At 39.0% G+C, this 17,705-nt stretch carries 16 protein-coding genes and 1 other annotated feature; of the genes, 7 read left to right on the forward strand and 9 right to left on the reverse strand.

All coding sequences use genetic code 11. The features are described 5' to 3' along the window. Window positions 1-63 precede the first annotated feature (63 nt). The gene (locus tag AAHB15_RS13905; protein ID WP_335571267.1) at window positions 64-546 is read left to right on the forward strand and encodes a GAF domain-containing protein; all 483 of its coding nucleotides are present in this window, start codon (window positions 64-66) and stop codon (window positions 544-546) included. A 79-nt stretch (window positions 547-625) separates the two neighbouring features. On the opposite strand, the gene AAHB15_RS13910 is transcribed toward AAHB15_RS13905, so the two are convergent. Beyond that, the gene (locus AAHB15_RS13910) at window positions 626-1,918 is read right to left on the reverse strand and encodes a sensor domain-containing diguanylate cyclase (RefSeq protein ID WP_342042625.1); all 1,293 of its coding nucleotides are present in this window, start codon (window positions 1,916-1,918) and stop codon (window positions 626-628) included. Window positions 1,919-2,314: 396 nt separating this feature from the next. On the opposite strand from AAHB15_RS13910, the gene rpsD reads away from it, so the two are divergent. Continuing rightward, the gene (gene rpsD / locus AAHB15_RS13915) at window positions 2,315-2,917 is read left to right on the forward strand and encodes a 30S ribosomal protein S4 (protein ID WP_144564561.1); all 603 of its coding nucleotides are present in this window, start codon (window positions 2,315-2,317) and stop codon (window positions 2,915-2,917) included. A gap of 45 nt (window positions 2,918-2,962) precedes the next feature. Here rpsD and AAHB15_RS13920 read toward each other — a convergent pair whose 3' ends face one another. Further along, window positions 2,963-3,151 (reverse strand): DUF6954 family protein, encoded by a 189-nt coding sequence (locus AAHB15_RS13920; protein WP_335571269.1) that lies wholly within the window; start codon window positions 3,149-3,151, stop codon window positions 2,963-2,965. A gap of 93 nt (window positions 3,152-3,244) precedes the next feature. Further along, on the reverse strand, window positions 3,245-4,501 hold the full coding sequence (gene tyrS / locus AAHB15_RS13925) for a tyrosine--tRNA ligase (RefSeq protein ID WP_342042626.1): 1,257 nt from the start codon (window positions 4,499-4,501) through the stop codon (window positions 3,245-3,247). A 49-nt stretch (window positions 4,502-4,550) separates the two neighbouring features. Then, window positions 4,551-4,770: a binding site (T-box leader), on the reverse strand. Window positions 4,771-4,918: 148 nt separating this feature from the next. On the opposite strand from tyrS, the gene AAHB15_RS13930 reads away from it, so the two are divergent. Then, the gene (locus tag AAHB15_RS13930; RefSeq protein WP_342042627.1) at window positions 4,919-7,741 is read left to right on the forward strand and encodes a transglycosylase domain-containing protein; all 2,823 of its coding nucleotides are present in this window, start codon (window positions 4,919-4,921) and stop codon (window positions 7,739-7,741) included. 17 nt (window positions 7,742-7,758) lie between these two features. On the opposite strand, the gene acsA is transcribed toward AAHB15_RS13930, so the two are convergent. Continuing rightward, entirely contained in the window at window positions 7,759-9,477 is a 1,719-nt protein-coding gene (acsA, locus tag AAHB15_RS13935) for an acetate--CoA ligase (protein ID WP_342042628.1), read from the reverse strand. Window positions 9,478-9,677: 200 nt separating this feature from the next. Here acsA and AAHB15_RS13940 point away from each other — a divergent pair, with 200 nt between their 5' ends. From AAHB15_RS13940 to AAHB15_RS13950, 3 genes are all read left to right on the forward strand, one after another. After that, a complete protein-coding gene (locus AAHB15_RS13940) occupies window positions 9,678-10,310 on the forward strand; it encodes a GNAT family N-acetyltransferase (protein WP_335571273.1) in 633 nt (210 codons plus the stop codon). Window positions 10,311-10,394: 84 nt separating this feature from the next. Continuing rightward, on the forward strand, window positions 10,395-11,042 hold the full coding sequence (locus AAHB15_RS13945) for an acetoin utilization AcuB family protein (protein WP_098532025.1): 648 nt from the start codon (window positions 10,395-10,397) through the stop codon (window positions 11,040-11,042). After that, window positions 11,039-12,211 (forward strand): acetoin utilization protein AcuC, encoded by a 1,173-nt coding sequence (locus AAHB15_RS13950; RefSeq protein WP_342042629.1) that lies wholly within the window; start codon window positions 11,039-11,041, stop codon window positions 12,209-12,211. Before AAHB15_RS13945 ends, AAHB15_RS13950 begins: the two co-directional genes overlap by 4 nt. Window positions 12,212-12,246: 35 nt before the next feature. Here the strand turns inward: AAHB15_RS13950 and ccpA are convergent, their stop codons facing one another. The 5 genes from ccpA to AAHB15_RS13975 form a co-directional block, all read right to left on the reverse strand. Further along, window positions 12,247-13,245, reverse strand: coding sequence for a catabolite control protein A (ccpA, locus tag AAHB15_RS13955; RefSeq protein ID WP_098532023.1), 999 nt, complete (start codon window positions 13,243-13,245; stop codon window positions 12,247-12,249). A 289-nt stretch (window positions 13,246-13,534) separates the two neighbouring features. Then, window positions 13,535-14,611, reverse strand: a complete 1,077-nt coding sequence (locus tag AAHB15_RS13960) for a bifunctional 3-deoxy-7-phosphoheptulonate synthase/chorismate mutase (RefSeq protein ID WP_144564576.1) — start codon at window positions 14,609-14,611, stop codon at window positions 13,535-13,537. 274 nt (window positions 14,612-14,885) lie between these two features. Next, window positions 14,886-15,215: a bacillithiol system redox-active protein YtxJ gene (gene ytxJ / locus AAHB15_RS13965; RefSeq protein WP_335571275.1), complete on the reverse strand. Its 330-nt coding sequence runs from the start codon at window positions 15,213-15,215 to the stop codon at window positions 14,886-14,888. Window positions 15,216-15,305: 90 nt separating this feature from the next. Next, a complete protein-coding gene (locus AAHB15_RS13970; RefSeq protein ID WP_335571276.1) occupies window positions 15,306-15,797 on the reverse strand; it encodes a YtxH domain-containing protein in 492 nt (163 codons plus the stop codon). Between the two features lie 21 nt (window positions 15,798-15,818). Continuing rightward, window positions 15,819-16,280, reverse strand: a complete 462-nt coding sequence (locus AAHB15_RS13975; RefSeq protein ID WP_098532019.1) for a DUF948 domain-containing protein — start codon at window positions 16,278-16,280, stop codon at window positions 15,819-15,821. Between the two features lie 292 nt (window positions 16,281-16,572). Between AAHB15_RS13975 and AAHB15_RS13980 the strand changes: the two genes are divergently transcribed. Beyond that, window positions 16,573-17,688, forward strand: a complete 1,116-nt coding sequence (locus tag AAHB15_RS13980) for an aminopeptidase (RefSeq protein WP_342042630.1) — start codon at window positions 16,573-16,575, stop codon at window positions 17,686-17,688. Window positions 17,689-17,705: the final 17 nt, after the last annotated feature.

Below are 17,705 nucleotides of genomic sequence, written 5' to 3' on the forward strand. Positions count from 1 at the left end.
GCTCAATTTCTGCTATTATTGATAAAATAATAAATAATTCATAAGAGAAAAAGGTGAAATTACTTGTTTAACGTCGAAATGTATACAGGAAATCGTGAAGAAAATTATGAGCTTGTCAAAAAACAATTGCAGGCATTGCTTCATGATGAGAAAAATCAAATGGCTAATCTCAGCAATACCTCTGCGCTATTAAACCAATTTCTCGACCGCATTAACTGGGTTGGTTTTTATTTAATGGATACAAATGGAGAACTTGTCCTTGGTCCTTTTCAAGGTCTGCCTGCTTGTGTGAGGATTAAAGTCGGTAAGGGCGTTTGCGGAACTTCTGCTTTGAAAAAGGAAACGGTCCGAGTGGAAGACGTTCACCAATTCCCAGGCCATATCGCCTGTGATGCAGCTTCACGATCCGAAATTGTAATTCCACTCTTAAAAGATGGAGAATTATTTGGAGTTTTGGACATCGATTCTCCGGAAGTGAACCGCTTTGATGAGCTTGATCAGCAAAAGCTTGAAGAGTTGGCAGCTGTCTTAATGGAGCATATTTAAGTACAACCAAACTTAAAAGGTAATTTGAATTAAGAAGAGCACAGATTTCATTCTGTGCTCTTTTTATCGAATAAACGGGCTAACTTACCATGCTGGGATTGCTTTCGATGACAACTTTGTTCTTACCAGTTTCTTTTGCCCGATATAACGCTTCATCTGCTCTTTTAAATAAATTTTGATAGGTATCTTGGTGGTCTATTTTCCAAAAAGAAACACCACAGGATACTGTAATATGCGGTCCAATATCACTATCTCGAATACTTCCTTTAATTAAATTCGCCACTTGGATAAGTATCATATCTCCAATTTGATGGCCGTAGGTATCATTTATTTCTTTAAAATTATCAATATCAATCAGAATAAAGGTTCCTTTTTCATCTTTATTCATGGATTGCTGTATTTTTTCATCCAGGAACTTTCTGGAATGAAGTTTTGTAAGATGGTCCGTGATCACCAGTTTTTCAAGTTCATCTCTTAAAAGCGCATTGGTTAAAGCTAAAGAAGAATGGTGAATCAAAGATTGAAGCAGCTTAAACGCCTCAAACGGGAAGAAGTAGGGATCTTGATGCATAATAATGGAGAAGCCTTTCATCTTCTTATTAACTACAACGGGAACAGCCATTACAGAATGAAACGCTAAATGGAAATTTAGGGGAAGATTCAAATCTCCAATAAATAATGGTTCGTTATTCTGTTGAAATTTTCTCTTTATGTAGTCAATGTAGATTCGAGACTGTTGTGTGAAAAAGAAAGGTGTCGAACCAGAGAGAACTTTTGCATCTAGTTGGTCCTTGGTAAACAGGAAAAAGCCAACCTCTTCGGCCTCAAAAGAGCTCTTAATTTGTTCAGATATATAGATCATGGTATCTACTAAAGGCTGATTTGAATTCAATTGATGTGAAGTTTTATTGATCAATTGCAGATCAGAAATGGCTCTTTGCGATTGCTGATGTAGTTTAGCATTTTCCAAGGCACTGCCAGCACTTGTTGATAATAACCTGATAAACTCTGCTTCACCGGCTGGAAATTCCGTCACTTCCGGTGCAATGACTTGCATAACACCATAAATCCCCAACTTACCTTTTAATGGGGCATAGAGAGCGGCATGCTTAGTCACATCTGAGCTCTCAAATTGGATTTCACCAGACTCATAGGCATTAATGACCGTCATATTTTCACTATCATATTCTAAGTCAATAATTGGCAGGTCACTATGATTATAGGTGTCTTGTGATAAAAGTAAGTGGTAGGAATAATTAGGATATACTTCTTTTAGCGTGACGAATAATTCTCCTATTAAGGTGTCCACATTCAAGGTTGAATGCAACCTTTCAGATAATTGAAATAACTCTTTATACTTTTCTACTTCCAATAGTAAATCCCCTTTTAGAGAAAACCAACTAATCATTTATTATAAAATCCCAAATAAATACATCACATCATAATTATAGTTAATTTAAGGATGATATTGGAATATTTTTTTAAGAGAAATTATTAAATTTTTAAGACTTTTCCTAGTGACTTCAGTCATATTAAAAATATACTTGACTTACCATGTATAAAAATCATATAATATTCTTTGTGTAAAATATATGCAGCCTATTGAGTTTACTTTATCGGTCTCATTTTGTTCCTCAAACAATTTTTGATGGTGTATCTTGTAACCCTCAGCTGCTAGGGCGAAGGTGCATGAAAACAAAATGTCTTGTAAAGAGTCTCATAACGGTTTTTATTTTACCCAAATAAAAACACTAAGGAGGAGTCATTCATGGCTCGTTATACCGGCCCAAGCTGGAAACTATCCCGTCGTCTTGGAATTTCTCTAAGCGGCACAGGTAAAGAATTAGAAAAGCGTCCTTACGCTCCTGGACAACATGGTCCAAACCAACGCAAAAAGCTTTCTGAATACGGATTACAATTACAAGAGAAGCAAAAGCTTCGTCATATGTATGGTGTAAATGAGCGCCAATTCCGTACTCTTTTCGAAAGAGCTGGCAAATTATCTGGTATCCACGGTGAAAACTTCATGGTTCTACTTGAATCACGTCTTGATAACGTTGTTTACCGTTTAGGTCTTGCTCGCACTCGTCGTGCTGCTCGCCAATTAGTAAACCACGGTCATATCCAAGTTAATGGTTCTCGTGTTGATATCCCATCATACCGTGTAACACCAGGACAAACAATCAGCGTTCGTGAAAAATCACGTAACCTTGATGTTGTCAAAGAAGCAATCGAAGTTAATAACTTTGTACCTGATTTCTTAACTTTCGATGCTGACAAGTTAGAAGGAACTTTCACTCGTTTACCAGAGCGTTCAGAACTTCCAGCTGAAATTAACGAAGCACTTATCGTTGAGTTCTACTCTCGTTAATCTTTTTGAAAAACCCCGCATACCATTTTGGCATGCGGGTTTTTTTTATTTTTTAACAGCCCACTTACATGCTTTTCGATAACAAAAGGCTATAACTAGATAAATAACAATGTCAATTACTGCTGTCCAAAGTCTTTCTTGCAAGGAACCATCCGCCATGAGAACAGGACCTAGTCCGAAAAATGTTACAAGAGCAAGGAGAATAATAAAGAAAGAATGTAAAAATAGTTTCACTTCTTTCACCCCATTTTCTTCTTTTTATATTAGACGGATATTAATTGTCCATTGTTACGCAAAAAAAGGCTTTGGAAACCCAAAGCCCTAGTCTTAATAGTTGATTAACGTATACTTCTTTTTACCTCTTCTAATAATCGTAAACTGACTTTCAATACGATCTGTTTCCTGAAGGATATACGCTGTGTCTGTCACCTTTTCCCCATTGACCGTTACAGCCCCATTCGTGATATCCTCACGTGCCTGACGCTTTGAAGGAGAAATCTTTGCCGCAACAAGCAAATCAACTAAATTCTCTTCCCCTTCTTTTGCATCATAGGAAGGTACGTCTTTAAAGCCTTGCTTAATTTCTGCCGCAGAAAGGTTTTTCACTTCACCGCTAAATAGGGCTAGAGAGATTTTAATCGCCTGCTGTAATGATTCTTCACCATGAATGAGGCGGGTCATTTCTTCAGCTAAAGCTTTTTGCGCTTTCCGAAGATGCGGCTCTTCTTGAACGCTTTGTTCTAGGCTTTCAATTTCTTCATGAGAAAGGAAAGTGAAGTATTTCAAGTATTTCACTACATCTGCATCCGCTGTGTTAATCCAGAACTGATAGAACTCGTAAGGGGTGGTCTTTTCCGGATCTAACCAGACAGCACCGCCTTCTGTCTTACCGAATTTGGTTCCATCTGCTTTTGTAACAAGTGGAATGGTAAGACCAAATGCCTTCGATTCTTCATCATGCATTTTTCGGATTAATTCCAGTCCGGAAGTAATATTCCCCCACTGGTCACTGCCGCCAATCTGCAATTTACAATTATGGTGGTCATATAGATGATTAAAGTCCATTGCCTGTAAAATTGTATAGGTGAATTCAGTAAAAGAGATCCCTGTTTCAAGACGTGATGCAATGGTATCCTTTGCAAGCATGTAATTAACACCGATATGCTTACCGATATCACGCAAGAACGTCACGATATCCATAGAGCCTGCCCAATCATAGTTATTAACCATAGTCGCTCCATTTTCACCATCAAAGTCAAAAATAGAGGCAAGCTGTTTTTGGATGCCTTCAACATTCTCCTGAACGGTTTCCAAAGTAAGCAATTTACGCTCTTCACTTTTACCACTTGGGTCTCCAATTAATCCAGTCGCACCACCAACTAACACGATTGGTCGATGACCATGCTGCTGAAATCTTCTTAGTGTTAAAAATGCAACTAAGTGTCCGATATGCAAGCTGTTAGCCGTTGGATCTACCCCACAATAAAGCGAAACGCTTTCCTTGCCTAATAAGTCTTTTAGTCCTTCTTCATCAGTCTGCTGATAAATAATACCTCTCCATGCTAAATCTTGTAATAAATCCAAATTTAATCCCTCCAATTAACCTAAAAAATAAAAACGTCCCTGCAAAAAATGCAGGGACGTATAGTTACGCGGTACCACCCAGCTTGAGGAAAAAATCCTCCAACTCAAATAAAATAACGGTTTAAACCGTTTTCCGCTACTAACAATGTGTTCACAGAAAAAGCTCAAGGACGTAATTCATTCTTCTATTTGTATCAGCTTTCACCACCGCTGACTCTCTTAAAAACAGGGATAGAAGAACTACAGTTGATTCCCTTCACAGCTTTAAATATAAAATATACTATAGCTTTTTTTACCATATTTCAACACCTCTGTCAAACATCGAACTGGAAATTTCAGAAAATGTAGAAGGTTGTCAGTTTTTGTACCATCGATATGCTATAATGGAAGGGATTTTATAATGAGGTGATGCCCCGAATGAATGAAAAGTTGCAAGCATGGATTGAAAAGGCAAAATCCATATTAGACTTGATGACCCATAAAAAAACGGTAAAAGGTGCACGAATTACCTATCAGGTTATTTGGAACTTAATTCTCCTTGTACTGACTGTTGTCATTCTGGGTGGGTCCTTTGCTACAGGTGTTGGTGCAGGCTACTTTGCCTCACTAGTTAAAGATGAACCCGTCCGCTCGTATGACAGTATGAAAAAGGATATTTATAACTATACCGAAACGTCAGATTTATATTTTGCTAATAATGTCTACCTTGGCAGGCTCAGGTCTGATTTGGTCCGTGAAGAAGTAAAACTCGACCAAGTATCTACGGATTTAACCAATGCTGTAATAGCGACTGAAGATCAATACTTTTATCAGCATAAAGGGGTCGTACCGAAAGCCGTTTTTCGAGCTCTTTTTCAAGAAGTAACAAATTCTGCTGTTCAATCAGGTGGAAGTACCTTAACACAGCAATTAATTAAAAATCAGATTTTAACGAATGAAGTCTCCTTTCAAAGGAAAGCCAATGAAATCCTACTTGCGCTTCGTTTAGAGAAATTCTTCAACAAAAAAGAAATATTAGAAGCATACCTCAATGTTTCCACCTTCGGAAGGAATTCTTCAGGTCAAAACATTGCCGGTGTTCAAGCAGCTGCAAAAGGAATTTTCGGAAAAAGCGCTAGTGTTCTAACACTGCCGCAAGCAGCCTTTATTGCCGGTCTTCCGCAAAGTCCGTTTGGTTATACACCATTTACCAGAGAGGGTACAGTCAAAAACAATCTTGAACCAGGACTTACGCGGATGAAAACCGTTTTAAAAAGAATGTTGGATGGTGGTTACATTACTCAGCAGCAATATGCTGAAGCTTCCGCCTACGACATTACTAAAGATTTTATCAAGCCTGTACCTAATCCGCTTGAAAAATACCCATGGCTTACATTTGAAATTGAAAAACGTTCTATTGAGACCCTTACCGCTGTGCTGGCCAAAAAAGATGGATACACAGAGAAGGATTTAGAAAATGACGACACTCTTTTTTATAAATATAAAACAATAGCCAATCACGACCTGCACCAAAATGGCTATAAGATTTATACAACAATTGACAAAAATATTTATGATGCCATGCAGACAGTTAAGGATAATTATAAATACTACGGACCTGATAAAGCCGAAGTAAAGAAGGATCCAGAAACCGGGGAAGAAGTAACAGTAATGGAGCCGGTCGAAGTCGGGGCTGAGCTGATTGAAAACAAAACAGGTAAAATCATCAGTTTTGTTGCCGGAAGAAATTATGATAAACAGCAGCTTAATCACGCAACAAGTGCCGTTAGACAGAACGGTTCAACCATGAAACCGCTTCTAGTTTATGGACCGGCCATTGAGTTAGGGAAAGCATCACCTGGAACGCCGCTGCCTGATGTAGCACTAAGTCTTGCCTATGGACAAAGCACACCTTGGCCGCGTAACTATGATTTAAGGTATAGCGGGATTGTTCCTGCCCGTTATGCATTAGCTAAATCATATAACGTGCCTGCCGTTAAACTTTATAAAGAAATTGTTAATCAACAACCGGCAAAATATCTTGAAAAGATGGGCTTTACTTCTCTTAAAAAACCAGACTATACGAATCTTGCAACTTCGATTGGTTCAATGGAAACAGGGGTAACGATCGAGGAAAATACAAATGCCTTTAGTACATTTGCAAACGATGGGAAATTTATTGATGCCTATATGATTGATAAGATTGTCGATAAAGACGGCAAGATTGTTTATCAGCATGAAGTGAAACCCGTTGATGTCTTTAAACCGCAAACTGCTTACTTAACGCTTGATATGATGCGGGATGTTATTAAAATGGGGACAGCTGCTGGTGTGAAAAGTAAATTAAAGTTTAATGCAGACTGGGCTGGTAAAACAGGAACAGGTAATGAGTATATCGATTCTTGGTTTGTTGCCACCAACCCTAATGTAACCTTTGGAATTTGGACAGGTTACGATACACCTAAATCGTTAAAGACATCCGGAATGTCCTATAGTCAGCGTACAAATAATTTATGGGCAGAACTAATCAATGCGGCTTATGACATCAGGCCGGATCTGGTGGATCCAAAGGAATCTTTCCAGATGCCAAATGGAATCGTAAAACGCTCTTATTGTGCTGTTTCCGGTATGCTGCCATCTGCAGCCTGTTCAAAAGCCGGTTTAATTGAAAGTGATTATTTTAATGTTAATAATGTACCTACAAAAGTAGACGATAGTTTAGTGGAAGGAAAGTTTGTCACTGTAGGCGGTAAAAAATATTTAGCCTTGGATTCCACACCGAAAGAGTTTGCTCAGTTTGGTTTGGTTTTGAACCCGGACTTCATCACTAGAATGGTTGGAAGAAATTTCAATAATTACAGTCAGTTGATTCCAAATAGGGGCCGTTGGGGAAAGGTACTTGTTCCTACTGCCAAAATGATGGATAACGGCAAAAATCCGGATGGAGTTACTCTTTCATTATCCGGGAATACATTGTCTTGGTCAAAGTCAGGTGACAATGACGTAGTCGGTTACCGAGTATATCAAGGAGGTTCAAATGTTGCTAACATAAAAAGCGGCTCAAAGCTTTCCTATAAGGCTGGAAGTGGAACCTATCACGTAATTGCTGTGGATATTGCCGGCAAGGTATCTGCAGCTTCCAATTCGGTTGAAGTTGGAGCTGCCGCACCAGCACCGGCTATACCTCCGACTACACCACCGGCAAAGAAAGATAAAACAAACGTACCACAGAATCAGAAAAGTAAAACAACCGCACCCTAATTGGTGCGGTTGTTTTTTTAATCTTCCATTGTTGAAAGATCGCCTGTCGGCAAATTCAATTCCCATGCCTTTAATACCCGTCTCATAATCTTACCGCTTCTGGTTTTCGGTAACTTGTCACGGAAATCAATTTCTCTAGGAGCTGCGTGGGCGGCGAGACCCTTCTTAACAAATTGTCTAATCTCTTCTTTCAGTTCTTCAGACGCTTCAAAACCATCCCGTAAAGCCACGAACGCCTTAATAATTTCACCGCGGACAGGATCTGGTTTACCAATAACCCCTGCTTCTGCAACAGCCGGATGCTCAACGAGTTTACTTTCTACTTCAAACGGACCTACACGCTCTCCGGATGTCATAATAACATCATCAACCCTGCCTTGGAACCAGAAATATCCATCTTCATCCATATAGGCAGAGTCCCCTGAAACATACCAATCACCAGGCATAAAGTAGGATTCATACTTTTCTTGATTATTCCAAATGGTTTGCATCATCGATGGCCAGCCCTTTTTAATGGCTAGATTGCCCATTCGATATGGAGGCAGTTCATTTCCTTGATTATCAACAATTGCTGCTTGCACTCCAGGAATTGGTTTCCCCATTGAACCAGGCTTAATGGCCATACAAGGATAATTACTAATTAGCTGTGCTCCCGTTTCCGTCATCCACCAGTTATCGTGGATCCGCTTATTAAAGACCTTTGCTCCCCACTTCACCACTTCTGGATTCAACGGTTCACCTACACTTAGGATATGACGCAGACTGCTTAAATCAAATTTCTTAACTAGTTCATCTCCTGCTCCCATTAGCATCCGGAATGCAGTTGGTGCACTATACCATACGGTAACTCCAAAGTCTTCAATCATTTGATACCAGGACTCAGGGCTAAAACGGCCGCCGACGATGACGTTTGAAGTTCCTGTTAACCAAGGTCCAAAGATACCATAGGATGTACCTGTCACCCAGCCAGGATCGGCAGTGCACCAGTATACATCATCTTCTTTTAAATCCAAAACCCATTTTGCGGTTTGGTAATGTTGAATCATGGCATTATGTACATGCAGTACTCCTTTAGGCTTTCCAGTAGACCCAGATGTATAATGCAGGATTAAACCATCTCTACGATCCACCCACTCAATCTTAAGCTCTTTGCTCGCTGACTTAAATTTCTCTAGAAAGCCAATCGTTGATCCTTGCTCTTCTACATGATTCCCGATCACAAAGATATGCTTTAGGGCCGGTAAATCTTGAACAGGGACACGTTCTAACAAATCGGGGGTTGTGACTAGAACTTTTGCTTCACTGTCTTGCAGCCTGTCTCGTACTGCTCCCTCCATAAATGCTTCAAATAATGGTCCGACAATGGCTCCAAGCTTAATCGCACCTAAAACAGTAAAGTAAAGTTCTGGTGAACGTGGCATAAAAATGAAGACACGGTCTCCTTTTTCCACATCTCCATAGGTTTTCAAAACATTTGCTGCCTTATTGGATAAATCCTTCATTTCCTTAAAAGTGTACTTTTCATCTCTAGCACCGTCACGATAGTATAGAGCTATCTTATTCTTCCGGAAGGTTTCCGCATGGCGGTCAATTGCCTCATATGCCAAATTCACAAGCCCTGTTTCGCTCCAAGAAAATTCCTTTTCTGCTTCCTTCCAGTCAAACTGTTCGTACATTTCCTCATAACTGCCAAGATTATACTCGCCTTGCACAACTGATAGCGCTTCCACTTTCATCTGAATCTCCTCCTCATTTGCTAGTATGAGATAATTATAGTACAAAAGAGAACTATTCACAATTTTAAAAATATTATTTTCTTGAATTTTATGGCTATTTACCTAGTTCCTTACAAAAAAAAATTTGAAATTTCTTTTTTCTAATAGTTTTTATGTATAATAGAATTGATACACCAACCATCTCTCGAGTAGGTGACAGTATGGAACACAAAAAAACATACAATGCCAAACAGCTAAAAACTCCTCATGGAAACATAATTATTGAAGGCCCAATTTCATCTGATCAACTGGCTGGATATGAATTTCATCAAGACCTCGTGGCATTTCGGCAGCCTGAGCAACAGCACGAGGCGTTAATTGGAATTGCTGACCTTCCAGAAGGAAGAATCATTATCGCTAGGGATTTGCATACCATTGTTGGATACGCCACCTATCTTTATCCTGATCCTCTGGAGCGATGGTCTGAGGGGAAAATGGATAATTTAATTGAATTAGGGGCCATTGAAGTCATTCCCAAATTCAGAGGCTGTTCCGTCGGAAAAAATCTCCTAGTCGTCTCCATGATGGATGATGCCATGGAAGATTATATTACGATTACAACTGAGTATTATTGGCATTGGGATTTGAAAGGTACAAAATTAAATGTCTGGGATTACCGAAAGGTCATGGAGAAAATGATGAATGCCGGCGGCCTTGAGTGGTATGCAACAGATGATCCTGAGATTTGCTCTCACCCAGCCAACTGTCTAATGGCAAGGATAGGAAAAAGAATAGGTGCTGATTCTATTCAACAATTTGACCGTCTTAGGTTTATGAATCGATTTATGTACTAAAAGCGAAGCGTTTATTAGCGCAGTGCACTAGCTGTTGGTTGCTTACTCCAGACAGCTTAATCTTTTTGTTTGAGGGTGATTTGAATGATAGTAGAAGAAATCATGAAAACAGATGTCGCCGTCCTTTTTCCCGCCGATACGATTGCAGATGCTATCCGATTAATGGATAAACGAAAGATTCGTCACATTCCAATTGTAGATCAAGATTGGCATTTACAAGGCCTGATAACCGTAGCAAAAATAAGCGAAGCAACCCCCTCCATCTTTCACGCAAATGAACATCCAGAAGATTTAAAAAAACCACTAGAAACCATTATGGAGAAAAATGTCATCACAGGGCATCCCCTAGATTTTGTCGAAGAAGCAGCTGGTCTGTTTTATGAACACAAAATCAGCTGTATCCCGATAATTCATGACGGAAAACTAGTCGGAATCGTAACGGAAACCGATTTACTGCGGACAATGGTTGAGTTAACAGGTGCACACCAGCCAGGTTCGCAAATTGAAATCAAGGTTCCTAATCTCGCCGGAGTACTTAGTGATATTACGACTGTGATCAAAAAGAAAAACGCGAATATCCTAAGTGTCCTCGTTTACCCCGATAAAAAGGATGATCATTATAAAATACTTGTCTTAAGGGTGCAAACCATGAACCCGACAGCACTCATTCAAGATCTCAAACAAGCAGGCCATCAGGTCTTATGGCCTAACCTCCCAGGGATATCATCATGAGTGATCAATGCTCCTTTATTTTTTCAGAAGAACTGCTAAAGTATAAATTTAATGATAATCATCCTTTTAATCAATTCCGGCTGCAATTGACCGTTGACCTCTTACAGCATATAAATGCTTTAGCACCTGAACAGATTGTACCACCCAAGATGGCATCTGAAGAGGAATTAGTGTTAGTCCATGACCGCAGCTATATAGAGGCTGTGAAAAAGGCAGGCGAGGGAACTCTTCCAAAAGAAATTGCTGAAAACTATGGGTTAGGTACAGAGGATACACCCGTATTCCCTCATATGCATGAAGCTAGTTCCTTATTGGTTGGCGGAACATTAATGGCAGTGGACCAAGTCATGACAGGAAAAGCTCTGCATGCCCTTCACCTTGGTGGAGGGTTACATCACGGTTTCCGCGGTAAAGCCTCAGGATTCTGTGTCTATAATGATAGCTCTGTTGCCATTAAATATTTGCAGGAAAAGTATCATGCCCGTGTATTATATGTTGACACAGATGCCCATCACGGTGATGGTGTTCAATGGTCGTTTTATGATGACCCTAATGTTTGTACTCTATCCATCCATGAGACAGGGAGATATTTGTTTCCAGGAACAGGCAGCATTAATGAACGCGGACAAGGTCTCGGATACGGTTATTCGTTTAATATTCCTGTCGATGCCTTTACAGAAGATGAATCGTGGCTGCATGTTTACACAGAAGCTATCAAAGAAGTGGCTGAATTTTTTAAACCAGATGTCATCCTTACTCAAAATGGCGCTGACTCCCATTATTACGACCCCTTAACACATCTATCTGCAACGATGAAAATCTATCGGGAAATACCTCGGCTTGCACATGAAATTGCCCATCAATACTGTAATGGTAAGTGGATTGCTGTCGGTGGAGGCGGGTATGACATCTGGCGTGTGGTGCCAAGGGCATGGGCACTGATTTGGCTTGAAATGACAGAGAATACGATGGGTTATGGCCGATTACCAGAAGGGTGGATCAATCACTGGCAACAGGTATCCCCTTTTCCACTACCAATGGAATGGGATGACCCTGAAGGGATCTATACTCCGATCCCAAGAAAAGCAGAAATTACCGAAAAGAATTTACTAACACTTGAAAAAGCTCTTTTCCCTATTCGGGATCAGCAAAAAACTGGACATAAATAAGAAAAGGGTTGGCAGTTAGATGCCAACCCACTTTTTTATTTTGTCGATTTACGATGTTCAATTCGGTGTGGTAAAACAACGATTGGATCACTAGTCTTATCTTTATTCATCAATTTAGTTAGAAGACGCATGGAAACTGCACCAATATCATATAACGGCTGAACAATCGTTGTCAGCTGCGGGCGCACCATTAGTGACAACCGGGTATTGTCTGAGGTAATAACCTCAAAGTCTTCAGGGATATGGAAACCTTTGTCCTCTGCCCCATGAACAACGCCAAGTGCCATTTCATCAGAGCCAACTAAAATGGCTGTAGGCCTGTCTGCTGCTTCCAATAACTTTTCGAAGGCTTCGATTCCAGAATCATACGTGTAGTCCCCTTCAACGATCAGTTCTTCATTGTATGGAAGACCTGCATCTTGAAGAGCTCTTTGATAGCCCTTTAATTTTTTCTGAGCATTTTTTGGCTCATGAAGAGGCCCAACCACAAAAGCAATATGTTTATGACCCTTTTCCACAAATTCTTTCACACAATCATAGACTGCTGCTTCATAATCAATGTTAACAGAAGGGATTTGATTAGATTCTTCAATAGAACCTGCCAGGACAATCGGCACTGGAGATTTCCCGAACTCTTCCACATGGTCAGCAGTAATATTTCCTCCCATGAAAACAATTCCATCTACCTGTTTTCCAAGCATGGTATTAAGTAAATGAAGTTCTTTGTCTTTATTCTGGTCGGAATTACTTAAAATGATATTGTACTTATACATCGTCGCAATATCTTCAATACCACGGGCCAACTCTGCAAAAAAGATGCTTGATATGTCAGGAATAATAACTCCAACCGTAGTGGTTTTCTTACTAGCCAATCCTCTTGCCACGGCATTTGGACGGTAGCCTAATCTTTCGATTACTTCTAATACTTTTTTACGAGTTACTGGTTTTACATTTGGGTTTCCATTGACTACACGGGAAACTGTTGCCATTGATACGTTAGCTTCCCTTGCCACATCATAAATTGTGATATTCACTTTTTATACACTCTCCTAGAACGAACATTGTTTTTCTTTATTTTACATCTGTTTGCAAAAAACTAGTCATAATTATTTGCCTGTCTATTTTCACTTTCCTAAGTACCTTCCGGGATTACTTCTTTGTGAGATAATAAACAATCTTCATATGTACTTAATGATACGACAACTAGATTAAAGCCGCAATTGAAAAAGTCAATATTTTATTAAAAACGTTCGTAAATATGAAAAAACCTTCTGCAATTCATTGCAGAAGGCCTTGGATTACTGTTTTGCTCGTTTGTGAACTTTAAATATTAACAAAATTTGATGCTAATAATTGATTATAGAATTCATCAAATTGCTTAAGATCCATCTGCTGCTGAGAATCTGAAAGGGCTACGGCTGGATCTGGGTGAACTTCAGCCATAACTCCGTCTGCACCGATCGCAATAGCAGCTTTCGCACATGGAAGTAATAAATCTCTTCTTCCAGTTGAATGGGTTACGTCCACCATAACTGGTAAATGTGTTTCTTTTTTCAGAATTGGAACAGCAGAAATATCTAATGTATTTCTTGTTGCACGTTCATATGTTCTGATTCCACGTTCACAAAGGATGATTTGGCCATTTCCTTGAGCCATAATGTATTCTGCAGCATTGATGAACTCTTCAATTGTAGCAGCAAGACCTCTTTTTAAAAGAATAGGCTTGTTAACCGCACCAGCAGCTTTTAATAACTCAAAGTTCTGCATATTTCTGGCACCAATTTGAATGACATCGATGTAATCACAAGCCATTTCAATATCTGCCGGATTGACGATTTCACTAATGACTGCCATATCATATTCGTCAGCCACACGTTTTAAAATTTTTAAACCCTCTACTCCAAGACCCTGGAAATCATATGGAGAAGTTCTTGGTTTATAGGCACCGCCTCGAAGAAGCTTTAAGCCTTTTTCTTTCATAGCCTTAGCAACAGTGGCTACCTGCTCGTAGGACTCAACAGAACAAGGACCAAAAACAAAATGCTGTTTTCCATCCCCGATATTTTCACCCTTCAATGTGACAATCGTATCTTCAGGTTTTTTCTTTCTGGATACAAGTAAGGCCTTTTCATGATCATCCTTCTGTAAGTCAAGCCCCGCTTTAAAAATTTCCTTAAAAAGATGATCAATGGTCGAATCCTCAAATGGTCCATCATTATGTTCTTTAATTACTTCAAGCATTTTTCTTTCGCGGACTGGATCGTAGCGATAAACTCCCTGATTCCCTTTAACTCGTCCAATCTCTTGAACAAGCTGAGCTCTTTCATTAATTAGTTTCAATAACTCCAAGTTAACTTCATCAACACGATTCCTCAGTTGATCCAATTCAATATTGCTCATTATTCGCCCCGTCCTTCCTTTTTGCAAATCATTTTCTTTTCGAAATGTATAGATGCTATTCTCTTTTAAAGATAATGACTTACAAGCTTAAAGTTTTAAAATTTTATAATTTTTGAATAATTAGGCTTATTATAGCTGAAAAATAATCTTTTGTCACTTATTTTTTCTTTAACAATTAAACGCTTTTAAGCGCTAAAGTAAATTAGCTTATAATAGAATAATATATGACCATTTGTCATTAATGTTTCTTAAAATTTTAAAAATTACATAAAGTTTATTTTTCAGTAGCCGCATCTGCAAGGGAACGGTTTGTAATTTTCCAATGAGAGGCATTCCATAGAGCCTTCCCCTCAGAAAAAAGAATAGCCTGTGGTGATTCATGCTTTATTTCAAATCGTTCGGCAATCTCGTTTGATAGCGGACGTGAATCTTGAACGGCTAAGTAATAAGTCGGGATCTCTTGTTTGGAGCCGGCAAACTTTTCATATTCCTTATAAGCAGCGTGGCTGATCGGACAGGTTAAACTATGTTTCAAAAGATAGAACGTACCTTCAGTTTTCATTAATTCATCAAATTGTTGAATCGTATCAATTTTTTCAAGCATTTTCTGTATACCTCCAAAGGATCAAAAATAAATAAATGGTGAAGTAATTTTAACACTTCACCATTTTTATCACAAATATTAGTAACTCTTTTAAAGTTTCACTTTACTTTCTTCTTCGTCAAATGCCTTTTGCGTTTCTTCTAACTTTTTCCTAATATCCGTACTATCAGGTGATTTTAATTCTGATTTTTTTGCTTCTGAGGATTGATTTGGTCCATGAATAGGTATATAGGATACTTCGGAGTCGTGAATTCCTACATCCTGTTGAGAGGTTTTACCTTTAACTTTATTAACTAGTTCTGAGGATTGCAGTACAATTCCCTGAGAAATAGATGATGTTTTAGAAACCAGTTCATTACTTTTAGCCACTACGTTTTCCTTTAAACTTGCGGTTTTATCCATAAGAGAATCTGCTTGACTTCCAAGTGTGGAACGAAGCTCTCTCCCTGCTTTAGGAGCAAAAAGCAAGGCTGCTGCGGCTCCTACTACTCCTCCAATCAGTGCACCCCATAGGAAGGTGCTTGAAGATCCCTCATTACGGCTTTGATTCGTTTCTCTTGATTCATAATCTCGACTTGTCATGGTTCTTCCTCCTTTACTTTATTAGTGTGACCTTACCCTTTGTCTCTCACTTACAGTTACTTCTTGTTTAGACTGCTTCCTAGTCTGCCACTTTTCTTTTAATTCAAGGAGAATATTCCCCCATTGAACAATTTGCGATATCTTTTCTTTACTGTCCTCAACCTGCTGATCAACTGTATGGGTAATATTTTGCAGTGTCCCATTAAATTTGGACACTGTTGTTCCTACATCCTTTACAGCGGCTACCACACTATTTAGATTTTCAGATTTTTGCTGAATATCTTCTGCTAGTGCGTTTGTTTTTTGTAGAAGTAAGGTTGTTTCCGTTGTCACACCGTCCAATTGTTTTTCTAGTCCACTCAATGTGTGTGAAACGCTGGTAAGTGTAACCTGTAGTGATTTAAGCGTCTTTGATAAATAGATAACCAATATAAAAAATGCGATCGCTATCAAGGCTACGCTTAAGTATAAAATAATTTGCATCGTGCACCTCCGACTTAAATCTTATCCATATGTATATCCTATTTTTTTAGATATAAACCTCGCAAATAATCTTATACTACTTCCATAAATTTGTCTTGTTTTCCTGCTATTATTTAAAAAATTAGCTGTGTTAAACTTGAGTGTTGATTTCCGCTCCAATCAACATGCTAAATATCAACACTAACCTTTAACACAGCCAAAAAATTATCCCTATGTATACTGTGATTTCAACTTTCTGACGATGTTCGGGTACAATAGAACTGAAATATCATTTCGTGTTGGAGGCGTTAGTGTGAAGGATCCTCGTATTGAGAAACTTGCTAGAAATTTAATTAATTATTCTGTTCAGCTTCAAAAAGGAGAAAAGGTTCTGATTGAAAATTTTGGGCTCCAGCGTGAACTCGTTACTGCACTTGTAAAAGAAGCTTATGCCGCAGGCGGTTATCCGTTTGTCCTTCTAAAAGACCATCAAGTGGACCGTTCCCTATTAATGGGAGCACAAGAAGAACAATTTAACATGATGGCTGAATATGAAGCAAACGTCATGCGCAAGATGGATGCATACATAGGACTGCGCTCAGGTGATAACATTAGTGAACAATCGGATGTCCCGGATGAAAAAATGAAAATACATGGTAATACGATCGGCAAAAAGGTGCACCGCGACATTCGTGTTCCTAAAACCAAATGGGTTGTCCTTAGATACCCTACTTCTTCCATGGCCCAATTAGCTAAAATGAGCACAGAAGCTTTTGAGGACTTTTATTTCAATGTATGTAATCTGGACTATGCGAAGATGGATCAAGCAATGGATAGCTTGGTAGAATTGATGAACCGTACGGATAAAGTTCACATCACAGGTCCGGGAACCGACCTTCGTTTTTCCATTAAAGATATCCCTGCTATCAAATGTGCCGGAAGACTAAATATTCCTGATGGTGAAGTTTACACGGCTCCTGTAAAGGATTCAGTTAACGGTGTTATTACTTATAATACTCCATCACCCTATCAGGGTTTTACGTTTGAAAATGTTGAATTAACGTTTAAAAATGGGAAAATTGTTGAAGCGGTATCCAATGATTCAGACCGTATTAATAAAATCTTTGATACTGATGAAGGAGCACGTTACGTTGGAGAATTTGCCATTGGTGTGAATCCATTTATCCTGACGCCGATGCAGGATATCTTATTTGATGAAAAAATTGCCGGCAGCTTCCATTTTACTCCGGGTCAATGCTATGATGATGCATTCAATGGCAACCATTCCAATATCCATTGGGATATGGTTAATATCCAGCGCGGGGAATATGGCGGCGGGGAAATCTATTTTGATGATGTCTTAATCCGCAAAGACGGCTTGTTTGTTCTTCCAGAATTAGATGTCTTAAACCCTAACAATTTAAAATAAAAAATAGGAAAGGATGC

Origin of the sequence: Bacillus sp. OTU2372 (genome assembly GCF_038440275.1) — a bacterium.
GTDB lineage: Bacteria > Bacillota > Bacilli > Bacillales > Cytobacillaceae > Neobacillus > Neobacillus bataviensis_B.